This is a genomic window from Bacillus sp. NEAU-242-2 (assembly GCF_027853835.1).
In the GTDB taxonomy this organism is placed as follows: Bacteria; Bacillota; Bacilli; order Bacillales; family Bacillaceae; genus Bacillus; species Bacillus velezensis.
In genome coordinates this window covers 68,960-83,875 of the sequence record NZ_JAPNNY010000002.1, presented here as the reverse complement: position 1 = coordinate 83,875, position 14,916 = coordinate 68,960, and the positions used below count along the sequence as shown (strand labels likewise).

The following is a 14,916-nucleotide window of genomic DNA, read 5'->3' as shown; positions in this document are numbered from 1 at the left end:
CGTGGAAAAAGGAGTTTTGCTGTTTGCTCTCTCCTTTCTCCTTTTTCTCCCGCATGCCGCAGCCGCGAATGAGGACAATACTGATGTCAAGCCGAATGAATATGAAAAGAAGGACATTGAAATTCGTACGGATTACCTGCACGACGATGCCTACTCCGAGGAAAAAACGGCGCTTCCGAAAGAACAGAAGGATATCACGTTTGATCAGCCGGCCGAAAACCCGGATGACAAACTGATATCAAATCTGTTTACATCGTCAGACACGGAGCCGAATACGATCAAAGCGCAATCGAAACAACTGGGTATCACATTTGCCGAGCCGGCGGTGCGGCATACCTCGGCAGATATGGAAACGGAAGAGAAAAAGACTTCTTATCTGCTTCCTGTTATTTATGCCGTCTTGATCCTCCTCGGGATTGCGGCGATGATCTATCTGATCCCGAAAGTCACGGCGCAGGAAAAGGCAAGGCGGTAAACGGATCGCTTGTGTTTGCGGGAAGACAGCCCGTAAAATAAGAAAAAAAGGAGGAGTTTCATGCAGTTTTTTCTTATAACAGGCGCGTCAAAAGGCTTGGGCCGGGCGCTTACGGAACAGGCGCTTCAAGAAGGAGCCGAAGTCGCCGCGCTTTCAAGAACGATAAGCGGGGAAAAGCGCGAGGGACTGACAGAATACAGTGTTGATCTAACCGATCTCGCAGATACCGGGCGGCAGATGAAGGCGATTCTTGATCAAGCAGAGGAGAAGGGGTACTCCGCCGTCACACTGATCAACAATGCCGGAATGGTGGAACCGATCAAGCGGGCGAAAGAGGCTTCCGCCGAAGAATTAAACCGCCATTACACCCTTAATCTGACGGCGCCTGTTTTGCTCAGCCAAATGTTCACAAAGCGTTTCGAAGCGTTCAGCGGCAGCAAAACAATTGTCAACATCACATCGGGTGCGGCAAAAAATCCTTATAAAGGCTGGAGCGCGTATTGCAGCTCAAAAGCGGGGCTTGATATGTTTACGAGAACATTCGGGTTTGAACAGGAAGATGAAGAGCTGCCGGTCCGCATGATCTCATTCTCGCCGGGAGTGATGGATACAGACATGCAGGCTGTCATCCGTTCTTCGTCAAAAGAAGATTTCCATGACATCGAACGGTTCCGCAATCTGAAAGAAACGAAAAACCTCAGAAGTCCTGAATACATCGCCGGCGTCATTCACTCACTGATCGCGGGCGAGCCGGAAAACGGACGGATATACGATATCAAAGAATTTTTGTAGAGCAGCTTTCACGCTGCTCTTTTTTTGTTTGTACAATCACTTAGGGGTCCGGCGGCATATGATGAATGAAACAACATATAAGGGGTATAAGAAATGTATCAGATGAATTGAGTTTCTTCTCGATTTATGTTAGGATTCTAAAAATATATGAAGGAGGGGTTTCCATGAGAAATGTAACGTTAATGGATGTCTTCACCCATCCAATCGCACAAAAGTATTTACAGCGTTCCGGTGTCGCCCATGCGATCGCCTGCGCGTTTCATGCATACCGTCTTGCCGTAAAAGCAGGTGTCAGCCCGGATCTGGCGGCGAAAGCGGCGTTACTGCATGACGTCGGCCATTATGAATGGTACACAGACGGCAAATGGGATTATGAAAAGTACAGAAGAAACGATATCCATGCCATTAAAGGCGCGGAACGGGCGCATAAGCTGCTCATCCGGCTCGGTGAAGAACCGAAAGCGGCGAAGGACATTGCGCTGGCGATTCTGCTTCACACCGATTCCTATCTGCCTGAAGGCGAACTGGACAAGAATACGCTCCAGCAAATCGTGAAACAAGCGGATGAACTCGATGAAGAACCCGGCGGACATCACCATTACCGCCAAATGGATCACACGGCCGCGCTCAAACAAATCCAAAAGCTTGATCAGTTAATTGACCGAGCCCAATATCCCATAAGAAGCTCAGTCTAGGCCACTCATGCGGCCTTTTCCGCTTACATAACTCCGCATGCTCACTAACACCTTTTCCGCTCCGATAGACGTACTGTGTCAAAGCCTTTGTCCGCTGCATATGCTGAAGGAAAACATAGTAAAGGGGATCAGCGAAAATGGCCCATCAAGGAAGCCCGCAAATCGTCTCGTTAGTGGATCCTTACGTTTATCAGACCATCCATAAGCTTATCGGCTCAAGGTTTATCATTCAAACCGTCAGACGCATTGTCAGAGGACGGCTGATTGATGCCACTCCGGATCACATCGCCATTGAAGAGACGCATGACCGTGTATTTTATATCAGAAACCGCCATGTGGTTTCCGTCATGCCTGATTATACCGAACGCGTGTAACAGCCCGAAAAGGCGCAAACCGGAGGCGGCACTATAGAACCCCGGTGCGTCTTCTTTTTTGAGATACATAGATGCACGGCGGCTTTTTTTGGTACAATCACAGTACAAGTTCGCATGACAATAGGAGGAAATCGCTTGTTGAAATCAAAGGTCCATTTTTGGACGCTGCAAATTTTGCTCGTTTTGCTCATTATTTACGTATCAACGAAAGTCTCGTTTATTTTTCAGCCGTTTTTCGGTTTTATCACCACTCTGTTTTTTCCGATTTTGATCTCGGGCATTTTGTTTTTCATTTTTAATCCGATCGTGCGCCTGCTTGAGAAAAAAATCCCCCGGACATTGGCAATCCTGCTCATTTATCTCGTTTTCATCGGCCTGATTGCCTTTATGTTCACCGCCATCGGGCCGATTGTGGCTTCCCAGGTCACGGGGCTGATTAACAATTTCCCTGATTACATTCATCAGATTCAAGTCTTGACGGCGCAATTATCCCATTCCAAATGGTTTACGTGGATGATGACGCAGGATTATGTGTCGATAGAAAAAATCCAGCAGTCTCTGACGGGATTTTTACAAAGCCTTCCGCAAAATATTACGGCAAGCCTGTCGGCCGTGTTCGGCGTCGTTACGAATATCACGCTTGTCGTGATCACTGTTCCATTCATTTTGTTTTATATGCTGAAGGACGGCCGGCGGTTTCCGCTCTTGGCGGTCAAAATCCTGCCTTCTTCCTACCGGGCGGAAGGTCGGAAAATATTTAACGACTTATATGTCACATTGGCCGCCTATTTCCAAGGCCAGCTGCTGATTTGTCTCTTTGTCGGAACGGCATGTTTTATCGGATATTGGATCATCGGCCTGCCGTATGCGTTAATTCTCGGGATGGTGATCGCCGTCACCAATATCATTCCGTACCTGGGGCCGTTTCTCGGGGCGGCGCCCGCGGTGATTATCGCGTTTATGGATTCGCCGGCTAAGGCGCTGTTTGCCGTTATTGTTGTCGTTGTCGTCCAGCAGCTTGACGGGAACCTGCTTTCTCCGCTTGTGATTGGAAAACGGCTGAATACCCACCCGCTCACCATTATTCTTCTGCTTATCGGAGCGGGCAGTTTCGGCGGCATTCTCGCAATGATCCTGGCCGTGCCGGTTTACGCGGTTTTAAAAGCTTTCGTCTTAAATATCGTCCGGCTTATCAAACTTCGTCAGCGGTCAAAGCTCGAAGACAGCCGCAAGCCGAAATAAAAACGGGCACAACTCCCGGTGCAGCGCATAAAATGCTGTAAAGAAAAGCGGAGGTGTGGGTATGCCTGCAATTGTGGGACCGATTTATATTATGAGTTTAGCCGGAGACGCTGCGGCGAGCTTCGGTGACGTGTTTGCCATTTCTCCCAAAGCCGTTGACCACTCAGGCGCGGGGGCAGGGGCGTTTCATTCCGGAGATTTTGTCAAAATTACTAATAAATTCAGCAAAACGCGCTTTGAAGACATCGATGTGTTTGACGAACCTGATTGGTTTAACGCGTGACAGCCTCCTTTTAGGAGGCTGTCGCTTTTTTGTAGTATAATAGAATCAGTCTTTATAAAAGGGGAATGTTTTATGAAAATCAGAAAAGCGAATATTACCGTGCAGTCCGGAATGATCGGTGATGTATATCTGCATGAAAATAAAAAAGAACAGCATACCCTTGTAGCCGTTCCGGAACTTGAGTGGAGCACGATCATTTCCTATGAGGAAGAGAAAAAGGCGCTGGCGCAGCGGCTTTTACAATCATTCAGCAAGCTGATTGAAGAAGAACCCGCCGGAGAGCTCGCCGGAAAGATCTCCCATTGGGTGGCTGAAATGTAACGAAAACGGTTTACCGCATCCCGTCCGGGGCGATAATTGTAAAACAAGCTGGGAGGGACAGGCCGATGAGCGACAAAACGGTTGACCTTTATTTACAGCAGGGGATGTACGGTCCTTTGCAGACGAAACCGGATGAACGCCATTTATTTTTAGGCTCGCTGCGTGAAAGAGTCATCATTGCCCTGACGAAGGGACAGGTGCTGCAAAAGCAGCCGTATGAAGAAGTGAAACAGGCGCTGAAAAGCCGAAAAGACGCGGTGCTCTATATAAACGGAAGGCTCCCGTATCATGCTTATTCACCATATATGAAGCTTGCCGCACTTGCCGGTGTCCGAAGCTCCGTCATCTCGGACCTTCAATTCGAAACGCCGCTCGGCCTGGTTTTTGCCGCCGATTATGCCGTGAACCTTGACGGCATTTACGTGCAGGATGACATTTTTCAGCGCTCACTCCTGAAATCTTAAAAGGGCAAAACACCGTTTGTCAATTTACAATGCCAATTCACTTACAAGTGGAGATAGGATATAATGGTTTTCATATGAATGGCGGGGAGGCCGGCTATGAAAAAAGCATTTATATGCATTGATTATACGAATGATTTTGCAGCTGAGAACGGGGCATTAACTTGCGGAGAACCCGCGAGACAGATTGAAGATACGATTGTCAGTTTGACGCAAGCATTTATAGAAAACGGTGATTACGTTGTCTTTGCGGTAGATTCGCATGATGCAGACGATGACTTTCATCCCGAGACACGCCTGTTTCCTCCGCATAATATCAACGGCACGGAGGGCAAAGAGCTGTACGGAAGGCTATCGCCTCTTTATGAGAAACATAAACACGCAAAAAACGTAAATTATATGGAAAAAACGAGATATTCTGCTTTTGCGGGAACGGATTTAGAGCTGAAACTGCGGGAACGGCAGATCACTGAGCTGCATCTTGCGGGCCTGTGCACCGACATCTGCGTTCTTCACACGGCGGTTGACGCCTACAACAAGGGCTTTCAGATCGTCATTCATCAAAACGCTGTGGCCAGCTTTAATCCGGAAGGGCATGAATGGGCCCTGTCCCATTTTAAGAACAGCATCGGAGCGCAAGTGGCAGAGTAAGGAAGGGGAAAACAATTTTGGTGGAGCATGGTTTTAAAGACGACAGTTTGTCTTTACATACAGATCTTTATCAAATTAATATGGCCGAAACGTACTGGAGAGACGGCATTCATGAGAAAAAAGCGATTTTTGAGCTTTTTTTCAGAAAGCTTCCCTTTGAAAACGGCTATGCGGTATTTGCGGGCTTAGAAAAAGCAATCGAATACTTGGAGAACTTCAAATTTACCGACAGCGATCTGAATTATTTAAAAACGGAATTGCACTATGCTGATGATTTCATTGATTATTTACGGGATCTTTCTTTTACCGGATCTCTTTACAGCATGAAAGAAGGCGAGCTCGTTTTTAACAACGAACCGATTATGCGGGTCGAAGCGCCCCTGATTGAAGCGCAGCTGATTGAGACGGCTCTGCTTAACATTGTGAATTACCAAACATTAATCGCCACGAAAGCGGCCCGCATTAAAGGCGTTGTCGGTGACGAAGACGCCCTCGAATTCGGAACGCGGCGCGCCCATGAAATGGATGCGGCCATGTGGGGAGCGAGAGCGGCTTTGATCGGCGGCTTCAGCGCGACGAGTAATGTAAGAGCCGGAAAGCGTTTTAATATACCGGTATCCGGCACGCACGCTCATGCGCTCGTACAAGCGTACCGCGATGAATATACGGCATTTAAGAAATATGCGGAGACCCACAAAGACTGCGTATTTCTCGTAGATACGTACGATACGATCCGTTCGGGCATGCCGAATGCGATTAAAGTCGCAAAGGAATTCGGCGACCGGATCAACTTCATCGGCATCCGCCTGGACAGCGGGGACTTGGCGTACCTGTCAAAAAAAGCGCGTGAAATGCTTGATGAAGCGGGTTTCACAGACGCAAAGGTCATTGCTTCAAGCGATCTTGATGAGCACACGATATTAAATCTGAAATCCCAAGGAGCGAAAATCGATACGTGGGGCATCGGCACGAAGCTGATTACCGCATACGATCAGCCGGCTCTCGGCGCGGTTTACAAACTTGTCGCCATTGAAGAGGACGGCAAACTGACCGACACCATTAAAATTTCGTCAAACCCTGAAAAAGTGACAACGCCGGGAAGAAAGAGAGTATACCGAATTATCAACAAGCTGAATCACCACTCGGAAGGTGATTATATCGCGCTTTATGACGAGCGGGTAAATGATCAGAAACGCTTAAAAATGTTCCATCCCGTCCACACGTTCGTCAGCAAATTCGTCACTGATTTCTATGCGAAAGACTTGCATGAGCCGATCTTTGAAAACGGCGTTTTATGCTATGATAATCCCGAAATTACCGACATCCAGCAATACGTGCAGGATAACCTCAAACTTCTGTGGGAGGAATACAAACGGATCAGCAAGCCGGAAGAATATCCGGTCGATTTAAGCGAAGACTGCTGGAGCAACAAGATGCAGCGGATTCATGAAATCAAAAGCAAGCTGAAACGGGAACTTGAATAGAAAACAAAGCGGCCTTTCCTATCTCTGGAAAGGCTTTTTTGTTGTGATAATATTTTTCACATTTAGACAAATTTCGTCAAGTTATTTGATATACTTATGTTCGAAGGCCGCATCTAAGGGGGTAAATGAATGAAGGTGTTTGTTGCGAGACAGCCTATCTTCAACAGAAACGAACAGGTTGTTGCTTATGAACTTCTTTACCGGGAGAGCGAAGAGAACCGCTATTCGGCCGCGGACGGAGATAAAGCTACGACGGATCTCATTATTAACAGCTTTATCAACATCGGAATCGAAAAGCTGACTGAGGGGAAACGCTGCTTTGTGAATTTTACAGAAAGCCTGATGTTTTCAGATCTCCCTACCTCCTTTGATCCTGACCAGCTTATTATCGAAATTCTTGAGGACATACCGATCACTCCGGCACTCATCTCAAGATGCAGACAGCTGAAGAAATTAGGATATACATTAGCACTTGATGATTTTTACGCCATCAATCCGGAAAATGAAGAGTTAGTGGAACAGCTGATGAAATATATTGATATTTTAAAAATCGACTTTTTGCAATCCTCGCGTCTGGAGCGCAAAAAAATCATTCAGACGTACAGCTGTAAAAGTCTGATTTATTTAGCGGAGAAAGTGGAGACGAGAAAAGATTATAAACAGGCGGCCATAGACGGCTTTCACCTGTTTCAAGGATATTTTTTCAGTGAACCGCGTGTCATCAGCGGAAATGATCTGACGTTTCATTTTCATTCTTACTACCAGCTTTTAAGCGAATTAAACAATGACCAGCCTAATATACAGCGCGTGACGGAATACATAGAGCGGGACGTCAGCTTATCGTATCAGATTCTGCGTTTTTTAAACGGATCGCAAACAAGGCTGAAAAAAAAGATAGACAGCATCCAGCAGGCCATCATGATGCTCGGGCTGAATGAGATTAAGCGCTTGATTTACATTCTTTCATTCAGAGATTTAACGGCGAAAAGCCACTCAAGCCAAAAAGAAATCATTAAGATTTCCTTAATCAGGGCCAAACTGTGCGAACTGCTGGCGAAAAGAACCGGAAGGCCCCAGCCCTCTTCTTACATGCTGATCGGCATGTTTTCGCTCATCGATACGCTTCTCCACAGGGAGCTGGAGGATATCATCAAAGAACTGCCTTTAATCGATGAAGTCGGACAGGCGCTGCTCGGTTATGAAAACGATTATTATAAGATGCTCGCGCTCGTCAAAGCCATTGAATGCAACAACTGGGACTGTGACGAGTGGGGAAAAGAACTGAACAAAGAAGAAGCGTATGAATGTTACTTACAGGCGATCGAATGGTGCCGGCAGCTGATCGATTGAGCCGCTTTAAGCCGACCACCTGAGGGCGATGATAAACCGGCTTTGCTCTCTGATCAGACTGACACGGATGCCGTCGGGATTATACGTCACGTCAAAGTCATTTTTGATGCCGGTCTGCTTAATGAGCCGCTTGACCGCTGCGGTGTCAGATGATTGCGCTGCGGTGAGGATGCTGCGCGCAAGCTCTTTTGACGCCGACAGCCGCGCAAGGAGCAGGCGCGCATCCTCCAGCATGCCCGCAGCTTCTTTTGCGGACGCTGTCAAAATATCTGCGTGAACCGGGGCACTGGGCGCTGGATGCCGGTATGGCGCGGCGAAAACAGGGCAGCATGGATACACATAATGCATACGGCGGCCTCCTTCCTGAGAAAACATTCGTTATACATGAGTATAGGCGGCGTGATAACGAGTTATGACATGCAAAAAGACCACAATGCGGGGTTGCGGTCTTTTCGGTGTTTGTCGGTGGTTATGCGACGCTGTTCGCCCATTCTGTTTTGAAATTGCGACGGCAGGGACTATAGTCCCTGCCGGTTTGTCGGAAAACCGTTGAAAAAACAGCAGAACCGCCAGATTGGTCTGCTTTATCCTAAACGTCTGCCTTTGTGGTAGTTATATAGTCCCGTTCGCTAAATGCCCTGTTCGGGACTATGGAATTACCATGGTTTGCGGTGTCACGCAGATACTTTTACACATACTTTTCGGTGAAAAATCCCGCAAAAACGTTTACACTATTAGTAACAGATCAAATACCTAGGACTCGTTCACCATACACAATTCATTGATCTTTCAAAAAAAGGAGTGTGGAAACGGTGGAAAACAAATTAGAAGAAGTAAAGCAATTATTATTCCGACTTGAAAATGATATCAGAGAAACAACCGACTCATTACGAAACATTAACAAAAGCATTGATCAGCTCGATAAATTCTCATATGCAATGAAAATTTCTTAAAAAGACTTGGAAACAAGTCTTTTTTTTGTGCATTTTTTATCCATTTCATGGATAAAGTATTATACGATTGTTAAAAAACAAAAAACCTGCTGTCTTTCATCACCTGCATTTAGTAAAATAGAATGGGAGGGTGAAGACAATTATTGAGCAAATGTGTTTAGATGCCGAAACGATTAAAGAGAAGATGAAGGAAATTGTTGGGGAGAAAATAAATAATCCACATTTAAAAGACACCCTTCAGACTTTTATAAATGAAAAAAATCATTTTGCTTTTGGTGTTCTTGCATTTAAGCATTATGTGGCTTTCGATGGTGAGCATTATTCGGATATTACGTTATTGGCTTCAGGAATTGAATTGTTAATTTTAGCTTTTGATATTTTTGACGATATAGAGGATGAAGATAACTTGGATAAGGAATGGATGAAGATAGATCAATCTATCTCTTTAAATGCAGCCACTTCTCTTTATTCAATAAGTCTTCAAGTGATTTGTGAGCTTAAAACGAACTCCGATTTTCCCCGGCTTGCTATGAAATATGCTTTAAATGCAATGCAAGGTCAGCATAATGACCTCGAAAATTTCCCCGAAACTGAAGACGAATGTCTTCAAATGATTAAACAAAAATCAGGCTCGCTTACTGCAATGTCAGCTGTATTAGGAACAATGCTTGCAAATGGGGAGTTTAACGAAGAAATTGAGAATTATTCTTATAAAATTGGAATTGTTAAACAGATTGAAAATGATTATTATGGTCTTTTTAATAAAAATCGTAGTGATATCAGAAAGGGAAGAAAAACATTAATTCTGTTGTATCTAAAGCGAAGATTTAATGCTGCTTCAGAAAAAATCTTGGATTTAATGAATGCAGAAGCAAGTTACCATTCATTCCTCATTGATAATAAAAAAAGCCTTGAAGACCTGCTATTTGATGCAGGAGTTAGCCAGTATGTTTCAATGTTAATTAAAATGTACGAGGAAGAAATTACGACAAGTATAAAAGATTTAAATATAATGTTAGAACTTTAATGGAGGAAATTACAGTGAAGCAAGATATCGTACATTATCTTATGGAAAATCCACTTGTACTTACAAAGTTAGCGTGTGGGGAAGCTAGTTTAATAGGAGTTCCGGATAAACTGTTACCTGCCATTGTTGAGATTTTTGAAAGAGACTTAAGTCAATCAAAAAAATGCAGGGGAATTTTTTGGGAACAATGATTGAGAGAGTGAGATCTATTGAAAAAATTCATTAGAAATTTTTCGATTGTATTGTTATTCGTCAGTCTCTTTTACGTCGCTCATATTATATATTTTACTCAAAACGGAATTTTGGTAGGAACCTATGTGGTTGAAAACAATAACCATGAATTGCAGGTTGTAAAACTCTCCAAGTCTACGTATGGTAAATATATGGGCTTAAAAGAGGGAGACAGGATAATTGAAATAAGCGGAAAAACACCGACAGAAGAGAATATAAGAGGTCAATATCTAGCGAAAGCTGAACATATGAAAATAATAAGGGGTAATAGTAAAATAGACTTACATAATACTGAGTTTATTTCCTTAAATAGCTCTTATAGTTTTTTTATCTATATTATCCCATGCATATTATTTGCTTTAAGCATGTTATGCATTTTTTATATTTATAAAGTTAACAGAGTAAAAGATACTTATTCAGCCTATATTTTGATTATTTTTTTATTGTGTACATCCATTGCATATTTAAGCGCAGGTGGAGTAACTAGAGGATATGAAATAAACAGATATATTAACCTTTTTACATTTTTGAACGTACCTGTATTATACTTTCACTTTTTGTATCAATACTTTAAAGAATTAAAATTGAAATTTTCAGCTGGTTATGTTGTGTCTACTCTCTATATATTGCCGGTTATTAATATAATAATCGAGATATTCCAGAAGCATTTTGCCTTCCAACTTGTTACGAATATTAATTTAGTAACATTTTTTTTGGAAATGATGGTCGTCTATACATCCATTATTTTTTATGGACTAGTCTACCGAAAAAAGGATCACTTTTATTTGCTGAAAGTGTTACTTATATCTAATACCATAGCCTTTTTTCCGTTTACAGTATTTTATATTATACCTGAGGTGTTGTTCGGACAGTATATTTATTCTGCTATAGTTACGGCACCATTTTTAATAATTATTCCATTAGCTTTAGTCTATCAATTCGTGGTCAATAAAATCTACGATATAGACTTCTTGTTGGGCAGAATCAGGTACTATGGTTTCCTTTCCATTATTCCGACTATTGGAGTTGTATGGCTGAATATATTATTCGACAGCAAGGGGAATAACTTTAACATTATTCAAATCACTGTATATGTATTTTTGATTTTTTTAGCGGTATTTTATATTAAGGAGTTATTAGACTACAAATTTCGCCTGAAACGTTTTTCAGAAAAATATAATTATCAAGACAGCATTTATAAATATACACAGCTTCTTAAAAGCGTATCAGCTTTAAATCAAGTGTTTATGAATTTGAAAAAGACTATTTTGGACGTCTTGCCTGTTAGTAAAGCTTATATATTTGAAATCAATTCTGACGGAGACATTCTGTATTTTGATAAACAGAACAGTGAACCGAACTGGCAGCCGTATAAAAAAGAATTTGATAAAGTCACATCAGAGATTGGCAAGATTTTTGAAGTAAATCAAGGTTTTCTGATGAAGATTGGAGAAAGAGGGGCAAACTCATACGTTCTGCTTTGTTTGTCGAGCATTAATACTCCGAGACTGACAAGAGATGAGATATCTTGGTTAAAGACATTGTCTTTTTATACAAGTGTTTCGATGGAAAACATATTGCAGATCGAAGAACTCATGAACCATTTACAAGACCTGAAACAACAAGGCTCAAACCCGGTCTGGCTCAAAAAGCTGATGTTTACGATCGAGGAAAAGCAGCGTTCGGATTTAGCCCGTGATCTGCATGATTCGGTGCTGCAGGACTTGATTTCTTTGAAGCGTCAGTGTGAGCTGTTTCTGGCTGATTTTAAAAGAGAAGAGCCTTGCCAGTTAGAGGTGCAGGACAAGCTTCATCAGATGAATGAGCAGATGTCGGATGTTATTTTGATGACCCGGGAGACGTGCCATGAGCTTCGTCCTCAGCTGCTGTATGATTTGGGTCTGGTCAAGGCGGTATCCAAGCTTGCCGCGCAGCAGCAGGAGCGTGCGCCGTTTCATATCCGTCTGAATACGGGCCGGTTTACGGCGGCGCTGGATTTGGATACGCAGCTGAATTTGTACCGCATTATTCAGGAATTTCTTTCGAACGCCATGAAGCATTCACAGGCGAATGAGGTGCTGATTATGCTGATCAGCATTCAAAATAAAGTGATTCTGCATTATGAAGACGACGGTGTCGGCTGCAATCAGGAAGAAGGCGGCGGACAGTCGATGAGCATGGGTCTTTCGGGTATTAAGGAACGCGTCCGTGCGCTTGACGGACGGATGAAAATCGACACAAGTGAAGGAAACGGTTTTAAAGCGGATATTGAAATGGAATTGTAACCAATTTATCACCAAATCGACTTGGCAGAAGCCAAGTCTTTTTAATAAAATGGAAATGAGTGAGTAAAAGGGAGGAAACCATGAAAAAGATACTAGTGATTGATGATCATCCGGCTGTCATGGAGGGCACCAAGACGATTCTGGAAACGGACACGAATCTTTCTGTCGATTGCCTCAGTCCTGATGCCAGTGAACAATTCGTTCTCCGGCATGATTTTTCAGCTTACGATCTCATATTAATGGATTTAAATCTGGGTGATGACATCAGCGGCATCGAGCTTTCCAAGAAAATCTTAAAAGAGAATCCTCTCTGTAAAATCATTGTCTACACAGGCTATGAGGTTGAAGATTATTTTGAAGAATCCATCCGCGCGGGCCTGCATGGCGCCATCAGTAAAACCGAATCTAAAGAGAAAATCATGCAATACATATATCACGTGCTCAACGGACAGATTTTAGTTGATTTCTCCTATTTCAAACAGCTGATGACCCAGCAAAAAACAAAAACGTCTTCTTCCCCTCAAAGTGAGCAGGATCGGTTAACCCCGAGAGAGCGCCATATTCTCCAAGAGGTCGAAAAAGGTTTGACCAATCAGGAAATCGCAGATGCGCTTCACTTAAGCAAGCGGTCGATTGAATACAGCCTGACATCCATTTTTAATAAGCTGAATGTCGGCTCCCGTACTGAAGCGGTGCTGATCGCCAAGTCAGATAACGTACTATAAATCTTGAAGGGAGAATGACCTATGAATCTGAACAATACATTGCTCGGCGCACTCGGTATTGAAATCACTGAAAACACGCCGGAGAGATGCGTGGCGGTGATGCCGGTGGATAAGAGGACGGTGCAGCCTTTCGGATATCTGCATGGGGGCGCGTCAGCAGCGCTGGCGGAGACTGTTGCAAGTGTCGGGGCCCAGCATTTTATCGACCGGTCGAAACAGGCGTGTGTCGGGCTTGAGATTAATGCCAATCATTTAAAGTCCGTGAAAGAGGGCGGAACGGTCACGGCGATAGCGGAACCCGTTCACACAGGCAGGGCAACCATTGTGTACGGGATTAACATTTTCGATGAACGAGAAAGGCTGATCTGTGTTTCCCGCTGCACGCTGGCTGTTATAACAAAATAAACAAACAGCCGGAACCCTGAATCGTCCGGCTGTTTGTTTTTACAAATATGAATCTTCTTTTCGTTTGATCACAAAGTTTCTGATCCCTTTGTAATCATCCTGAACGCTTCTTTTATCAAGCGCCGCTCCCGAATTGTACGCCGCCCTGCATATGAGGTGCGCTCCGACCGGCGCCGTCAGCAGGATAAAAATGATGCCGAGCAGTATTTTTACAGAAATTTCTCCGGTCAGCATCCACAAGTAGCCTAACACCCCGAGCAATACCAAATTAACGCCGAGTGTCGAGCCTTTTGAAGAGGCGTGGGCGCGCGTATACACATCAGGAAGCCTGAGTGTGCCGAAAGACGCGACCAGGCAGATCAGCGATCCCATCAGAATACAAACGGCGACGGCCCATTTAACGATTTCGATCATTTTCGATAATCTCTCCTTTCTCCAAAAACTTAGCAAAGGCAATCGTGCCGATAAACGATAAAATGCCTAGCAGCAGAATGATGTCCAAAAAGGCCGATGTGTTTAAGAGAATGGATACAAGCGCGGTCATGGCAATCAGATTAATGCCGATCCCATCAAGCGCGACGACCCGGTCCGGTATCGTTGGCCCTTTCATGACGCGAATGACGTACAGAAGAGTCGAAACCGCCATAATGCCGAGTGATAATTGCAGAATAAACGTAAACATCAGCGGCTCACCTCCTGAATGGCTTTCTCAAAAGAGACGCGGATGTCATGGATCGCTTTCTCCGCATCTTCAATGTCCATGGCGTGTATATAGAGAATCGACCGGTCATCGGAGATATCCATCACGAGCGTACCCGGTGTTAAAGTAATTAACAGCGAGAGCAGTGTGATCTCCCAATCCTCCGTCAATTCCGTCTTAAACGCGAAAATGCCCGGGCGGATGTTCAGTTTCGGCGATATAACGGTTTTCAGCACGCTGACATTGGCCAAATATAATTCCTTTATAAAGATCAGCGCCAGTCTGATGACCGACCATATTTTCCAAATGTAAAACGGCCGCGAGAAGAAGCGCCGGAAAAAAAACAGCGCCGCCAAGCCCGCGATAAATCCGGTTATAAAACCCGCCGTGCTGAGGCTGTTTGTGAGAAACATCCAGCAAACAGCGAGAAGAACATTTAATAAAAGTTGAAAAGCCATGCCA

General features: G+C 44.1%; 21 protein-coding genes. 17 read left to right on the top strand and 4 right to left on the bottom strand.

Annotated elements, in window-relative coordinates:
• The first annotated feature begins 1 nt into the window (after position 1).
• The 11 genes from essA to OWN49_RS05345 all read left to right on the top strand — a co-directional run bounded on the left by essA (position 2) and on the right by OWN49_RS05345 (position 8,128).
• Positions 2–475, top strand: a complete 474-nt coding sequence (gene essA, locus OWN49_RS05395; protein ID WP_079898251.1) for a type VII secretion protein EssA — start codon at positions 2–4, stop codon at positions 473–475.
• A 60-nt stretch (positions 476–535) separates the two neighbouring features.
• The gene (locus OWN49_RS05390) at positions 536–1,267 is read left to right on the top strand and encodes a (S)-benzoin forming benzil reductase (protein WP_007408685.1); all 732 of its coding nucleotides are present in this window, start codon (positions 536–538) and stop codon (positions 1,265–1,267) included.
• Positions 1,268–1,431: 164 nt separating this feature from the next.
• A complete protein-coding gene (locus tag OWN49_RS05385) occupies positions 1,432–1,962 on the top strand; it encodes an HD domain-containing protein (RefSeq protein WP_003152022.1) in 531 nt (176 codons plus the stop codon).
• Positions 1,963–2,099: 137 nt separating this feature from the next.
• Positions 2,100–2,336, top strand: a complete 237-nt coding sequence (locus OWN49_RS05380; protein ID WP_003152023.1) for a DUF2642 domain-containing protein — start codon at positions 2,100–2,102, stop codon at positions 2,334–2,336.
• Positions 2,337–2,471: 135 nt separating this feature from the next.
• Positions 2,472–3,578, top strand: a complete 1,107-nt coding sequence (locus tag OWN49_RS05375; RefSeq protein ID WP_014305723.1) for an AI-2E family transporter — start codon at positions 2,472–2,474, stop codon at positions 3,576–3,578.
• Between the two features lie 61 nt (positions 3,579–3,639).
• Positions 3,640–3,861, top strand: a complete 222-nt coding sequence (locus tag OWN49_RS05370; RefSeq protein ID WP_003152026.1) for a spore germination protein — start codon at positions 3,640–3,642, stop codon at positions 3,859–3,861.
• 72 nt (positions 3,862–3,933) lie between these two features.
• Positions 3,934–4,182 (top strand): YueH family protein, encoded by a 249-nt coding sequence (locus OWN49_RS05365; RefSeq protein ID WP_003152028.1) that lies wholly within the window; start codon positions 3,934–3,936, stop codon positions 4,180–4,182.
• 65 nt (positions 4,183–4,247) lie between these two features.
• Positions 4,248–4,646 (top strand): YueI family protein, encoded by a 399-nt coding sequence (locus OWN49_RS05360; protein ID WP_003152031.1) that lies wholly within the window; start codon positions 4,248–4,250, stop codon positions 4,644–4,646.
• A gap of 96 nt (positions 4,647–4,742) precedes the next feature.
• Positions 4,743–5,294 (top strand): cysteine hydrolase family protein, encoded by a 552-nt coding sequence (locus OWN49_RS05355; protein ID WP_003152033.1) that lies wholly within the window; start codon positions 4,743–4,745, stop codon positions 5,292–5,294.
• Positions 5,295–5,311: 17 nt separating this feature from the next.
• Complete coding sequence (locus tag OWN49_RS05350; RefSeq protein ID WP_014305722.1) at positions 5,312–6,778, top strand: nicotinate phosphoribosyltransferase; 1,467 nt, start codon at positions 5,312–5,314, stop codon at positions 6,776–6,778.
• 129 nt (positions 6,779–6,907) lie between these two features.
• Positions 6,908–8,128: an EAL and HDOD domain-containing protein gene (locus OWN49_RS05345; RefSeq protein WP_003152038.1), complete on the top strand. Its 1,221-nt coding sequence runs from the start codon at positions 6,908–6,910 to the stop codon at positions 8,126–8,128.
• A gap of 6 nt (positions 8,129–8,134) precedes the next feature.
• On the opposite strand, the gene OWN49_RS05340 is transcribed toward OWN49_RS05345, so the two are convergent.
• The gene (locus OWN49_RS05340; RefSeq protein ID WP_014305721.1) at positions 8,135–8,476 is read right to left on the bottom strand and encodes a hypothetical protein; all 342 of its coding nucleotides are present in this window, start codon (positions 8,474–8,476) and stop codon (positions 8,135–8,137) included.
• Positions 8,477–8,940: 464 nt separating this feature from the next.
• Between OWN49_RS05340 and degQ the strand changes: the two genes are divergently transcribed.
• The 6 genes from degQ (at position 8,941) to OWN49_RS05310 (ending at position 13,754) form a co-directional block, all read left to right on the top strand.
• The gene (gene degQ, locus OWN49_RS05335; RefSeq protein WP_003152043.1) at positions 8,941–9,081 is read left to right on the top strand and encodes a degradation enzyme regulation protein DegQ; all 141 of its coding nucleotides are present in this window, start codon (positions 8,941–8,943) and stop codon (positions 9,079–9,081) included.
• A gap of 151 nt (positions 9,082–9,232) precedes the next feature.
• The gene (locus tag OWN49_RS05330; protein WP_146277410.1) at positions 9,233–10,108 is read left to right on the top strand and encodes a polyprenyl synthetase family protein; all 876 of its coding nucleotides are present in this window, start codon (positions 9,233–9,235) and stop codon (positions 10,106–10,108) included.
• A gap of 14 nt (positions 10,109–10,122) precedes the next feature.
• Entirely contained in the window at positions 10,123–10,299 is a 177-nt protein-coding gene (comX, locus tag OWN49_RS05325) for a competence pheromone ComX (RefSeq protein ID WP_044052947.1), read from the top strand.
• 18 nt (positions 10,300–10,317) lie between these two features.
• Positions 10,318–12,624, top strand: a complete 2,307-nt coding sequence (locus OWN49_RS05320) for a sensor histidine kinase (protein ID WP_165409405.1) — start codon at positions 10,318–10,320, stop codon at positions 12,622–12,624.
• An 80-nt stretch (positions 12,625–12,704) separates the two neighbouring features.
• Positions 12,705–13,349 carry a response regulator transcription factor gene (locus OWN49_RS05315; protein WP_003152052.1) on the top strand — a complete coding sequence of 215 codons (645 nt, stop codon included), beginning with the start codon at positions 12,705–12,707 and terminating at the stop codon, positions 13,347–13,349.
• A 21-nt stretch (positions 13,350–13,370) separates the two neighbouring features.
• A complete protein-coding gene (locus tag OWN49_RS05310) occupies positions 13,371–13,754 on the top strand; it encodes a hotdog fold thioesterase (RefSeq protein WP_007613430.1) in 384 nt (127 codons plus the stop codon).
• A 39-nt stretch (positions 13,755–13,793) separates the two neighbouring features.
• Here OWN49_RS05310 and mnhG read toward each other — a convergent pair whose 3' ends face one another.
• From mnhG to OWN49_RS05295, 3 genes are read right to left on the bottom strand one after another with little or no spacing between them, the layout of a single operon-like run.
• Positions 13,794–14,168: a monovalent cation/H(+) antiporter subunit G gene (gene mnhG, locus OWN49_RS05305; protein WP_003152056.1), complete on the bottom strand. Its 375-nt coding sequence runs from the start codon at positions 14,166–14,168 to the stop codon at positions 13,794–13,796.
• The gene (locus tag OWN49_RS05300) at positions 14,152–14,436 is read right to left on the bottom strand and encodes a Na(+)/H(+) antiporter subunit F1 (RefSeq protein ID WP_003152057.1); all 285 of its coding nucleotides are present in this window, start codon (positions 14,434–14,436) and stop codon (positions 14,152–14,154) included. The genes mnhG and OWN49_RS05300 overlap by 17 nt, the downstream gene beginning before the upstream one ends.
• Positions 14,436–14,912 carry a Na+/H+ antiporter subunit E gene (locus OWN49_RS05295; protein ID WP_077722767.1) on the bottom strand — a complete coding sequence of 159 codons (477 nt, stop codon included), beginning with the start codon at positions 14,910–14,912 and terminating at the stop codon, positions 14,436–14,438. Before OWN49_RS05295 ends, OWN49_RS05300 begins: the two co-directional genes overlap by 1 nt.
• Between the last annotated feature and the right edge of the window lie 4 nt (positions 14,913–14,916).

What these genes read in the sequence shown, in the direction of transcription:
- OWN49_RS05365 (WP_003152028.1), top strand. Translation starts at nt 3,934, where the DNA reads ATGAAAATCAGAAAAGCGAATATTACCGTGCAGTCCGGAATGATCGGT.
- OWN49_RS05295 (WP_077722767.1), bottom strand. Translation starts at nt 14,912, where the DNA reads ATGGCTTTTCAACTTTTATTAAATGTTCTTCTCGCTGTTTGCTGGATG.
- OWN49_RS05390 (WP_007408685.1), top strand. Translation starts at nt 536, where the DNA reads ATGCAGTTTTTTCTTATAACAGGCGCGTCAAAAGGCTTGGGCCGGGCG.
- OWN49_RS05360 (WP_003152031.1), top strand. Translation starts at nt 4,248, where the DNA reads ATGAGCGACAAAACGGTTGACCTTTATTTACAGCAGGGGATGTACGGT.
- OWN49_RS05315 (WP_003152052.1), top strand. Translation starts at nt 12,705, where the DNA reads ATGAAAAAGATACTAGTGATTGATGATCATCCGGCTGTCATGGAGGGC.
- OWN49_RS05355 (WP_003152033.1), top strand. Translation starts at nt 4,743, where the DNA reads ATGAAAAAAGCATTTATATGCATTGATTATACGAATGATTTTGCAGCT.
- OWN49_RS05330 (WP_146277410.1), top strand. Translation starts at nt 9,233, where the DNA reads ATGTGTTTAGATGCCGAAACGATTAAAGAGAAGATGAAGGAAATTGTT.
- OWN49_RS05380 (WP_003152023.1), top strand. Translation starts at nt 2,100, where the DNA reads ATGGCCCATCAAGGAAGCCCGCAAATCGTCTCGTTAGTGGATCCTTAC.
- OWN49_RS05385 (WP_003152022.1), top strand. Translation starts at nt 1,432, where the DNA reads ATGAGAAATGTAACGTTAATGGATGTCTTCACCCATCCAATCGCACAA.
- mnhG (WP_003152056.1), bottom strand. Translation starts at nt 14,168, where the DNA reads ATGATCGAAATCGTTAAATGGGCCGTCGCCGTTTGTATTCTGATGGGA.
- OWN49_RS05370 (WP_003152026.1), top strand. Translation starts at nt 3,640, where the DNA reads ATGCCTGCAATTGTGGGACCGATTTATATTATGAGTTTAGCCGGAGAC.
- OWN49_RS05310 (WP_007613430.1), top strand. Translation starts at nt 13,371, where the DNA reads ATGAATCTGAACAATACATTGCTCGGCGCACTCGGTATTGAAATCACT.
- OWN49_RS05300 (WP_003152057.1), bottom strand. Translation starts at nt 14,436, where the DNA reads ATGTTTACGTTTATTCTGCAATTATCACTCGGCATTATGGCGGTTTCG.
- OWN49_RS05340 (WP_014305721.1), bottom strand. Translation starts at nt 8,476, where the DNA reads ATGCATTATGTGTATCCATGCTGCCCTGTTTTCGCCGCGCCATACCGG.
- OWN49_RS05345 (WP_003152038.1), top strand. Translation starts at nt 6,908, where the DNA reads ATGAAGGTGTTTGTTGCGAGACAGCCTATCTTCAACAGAAACGAACAG.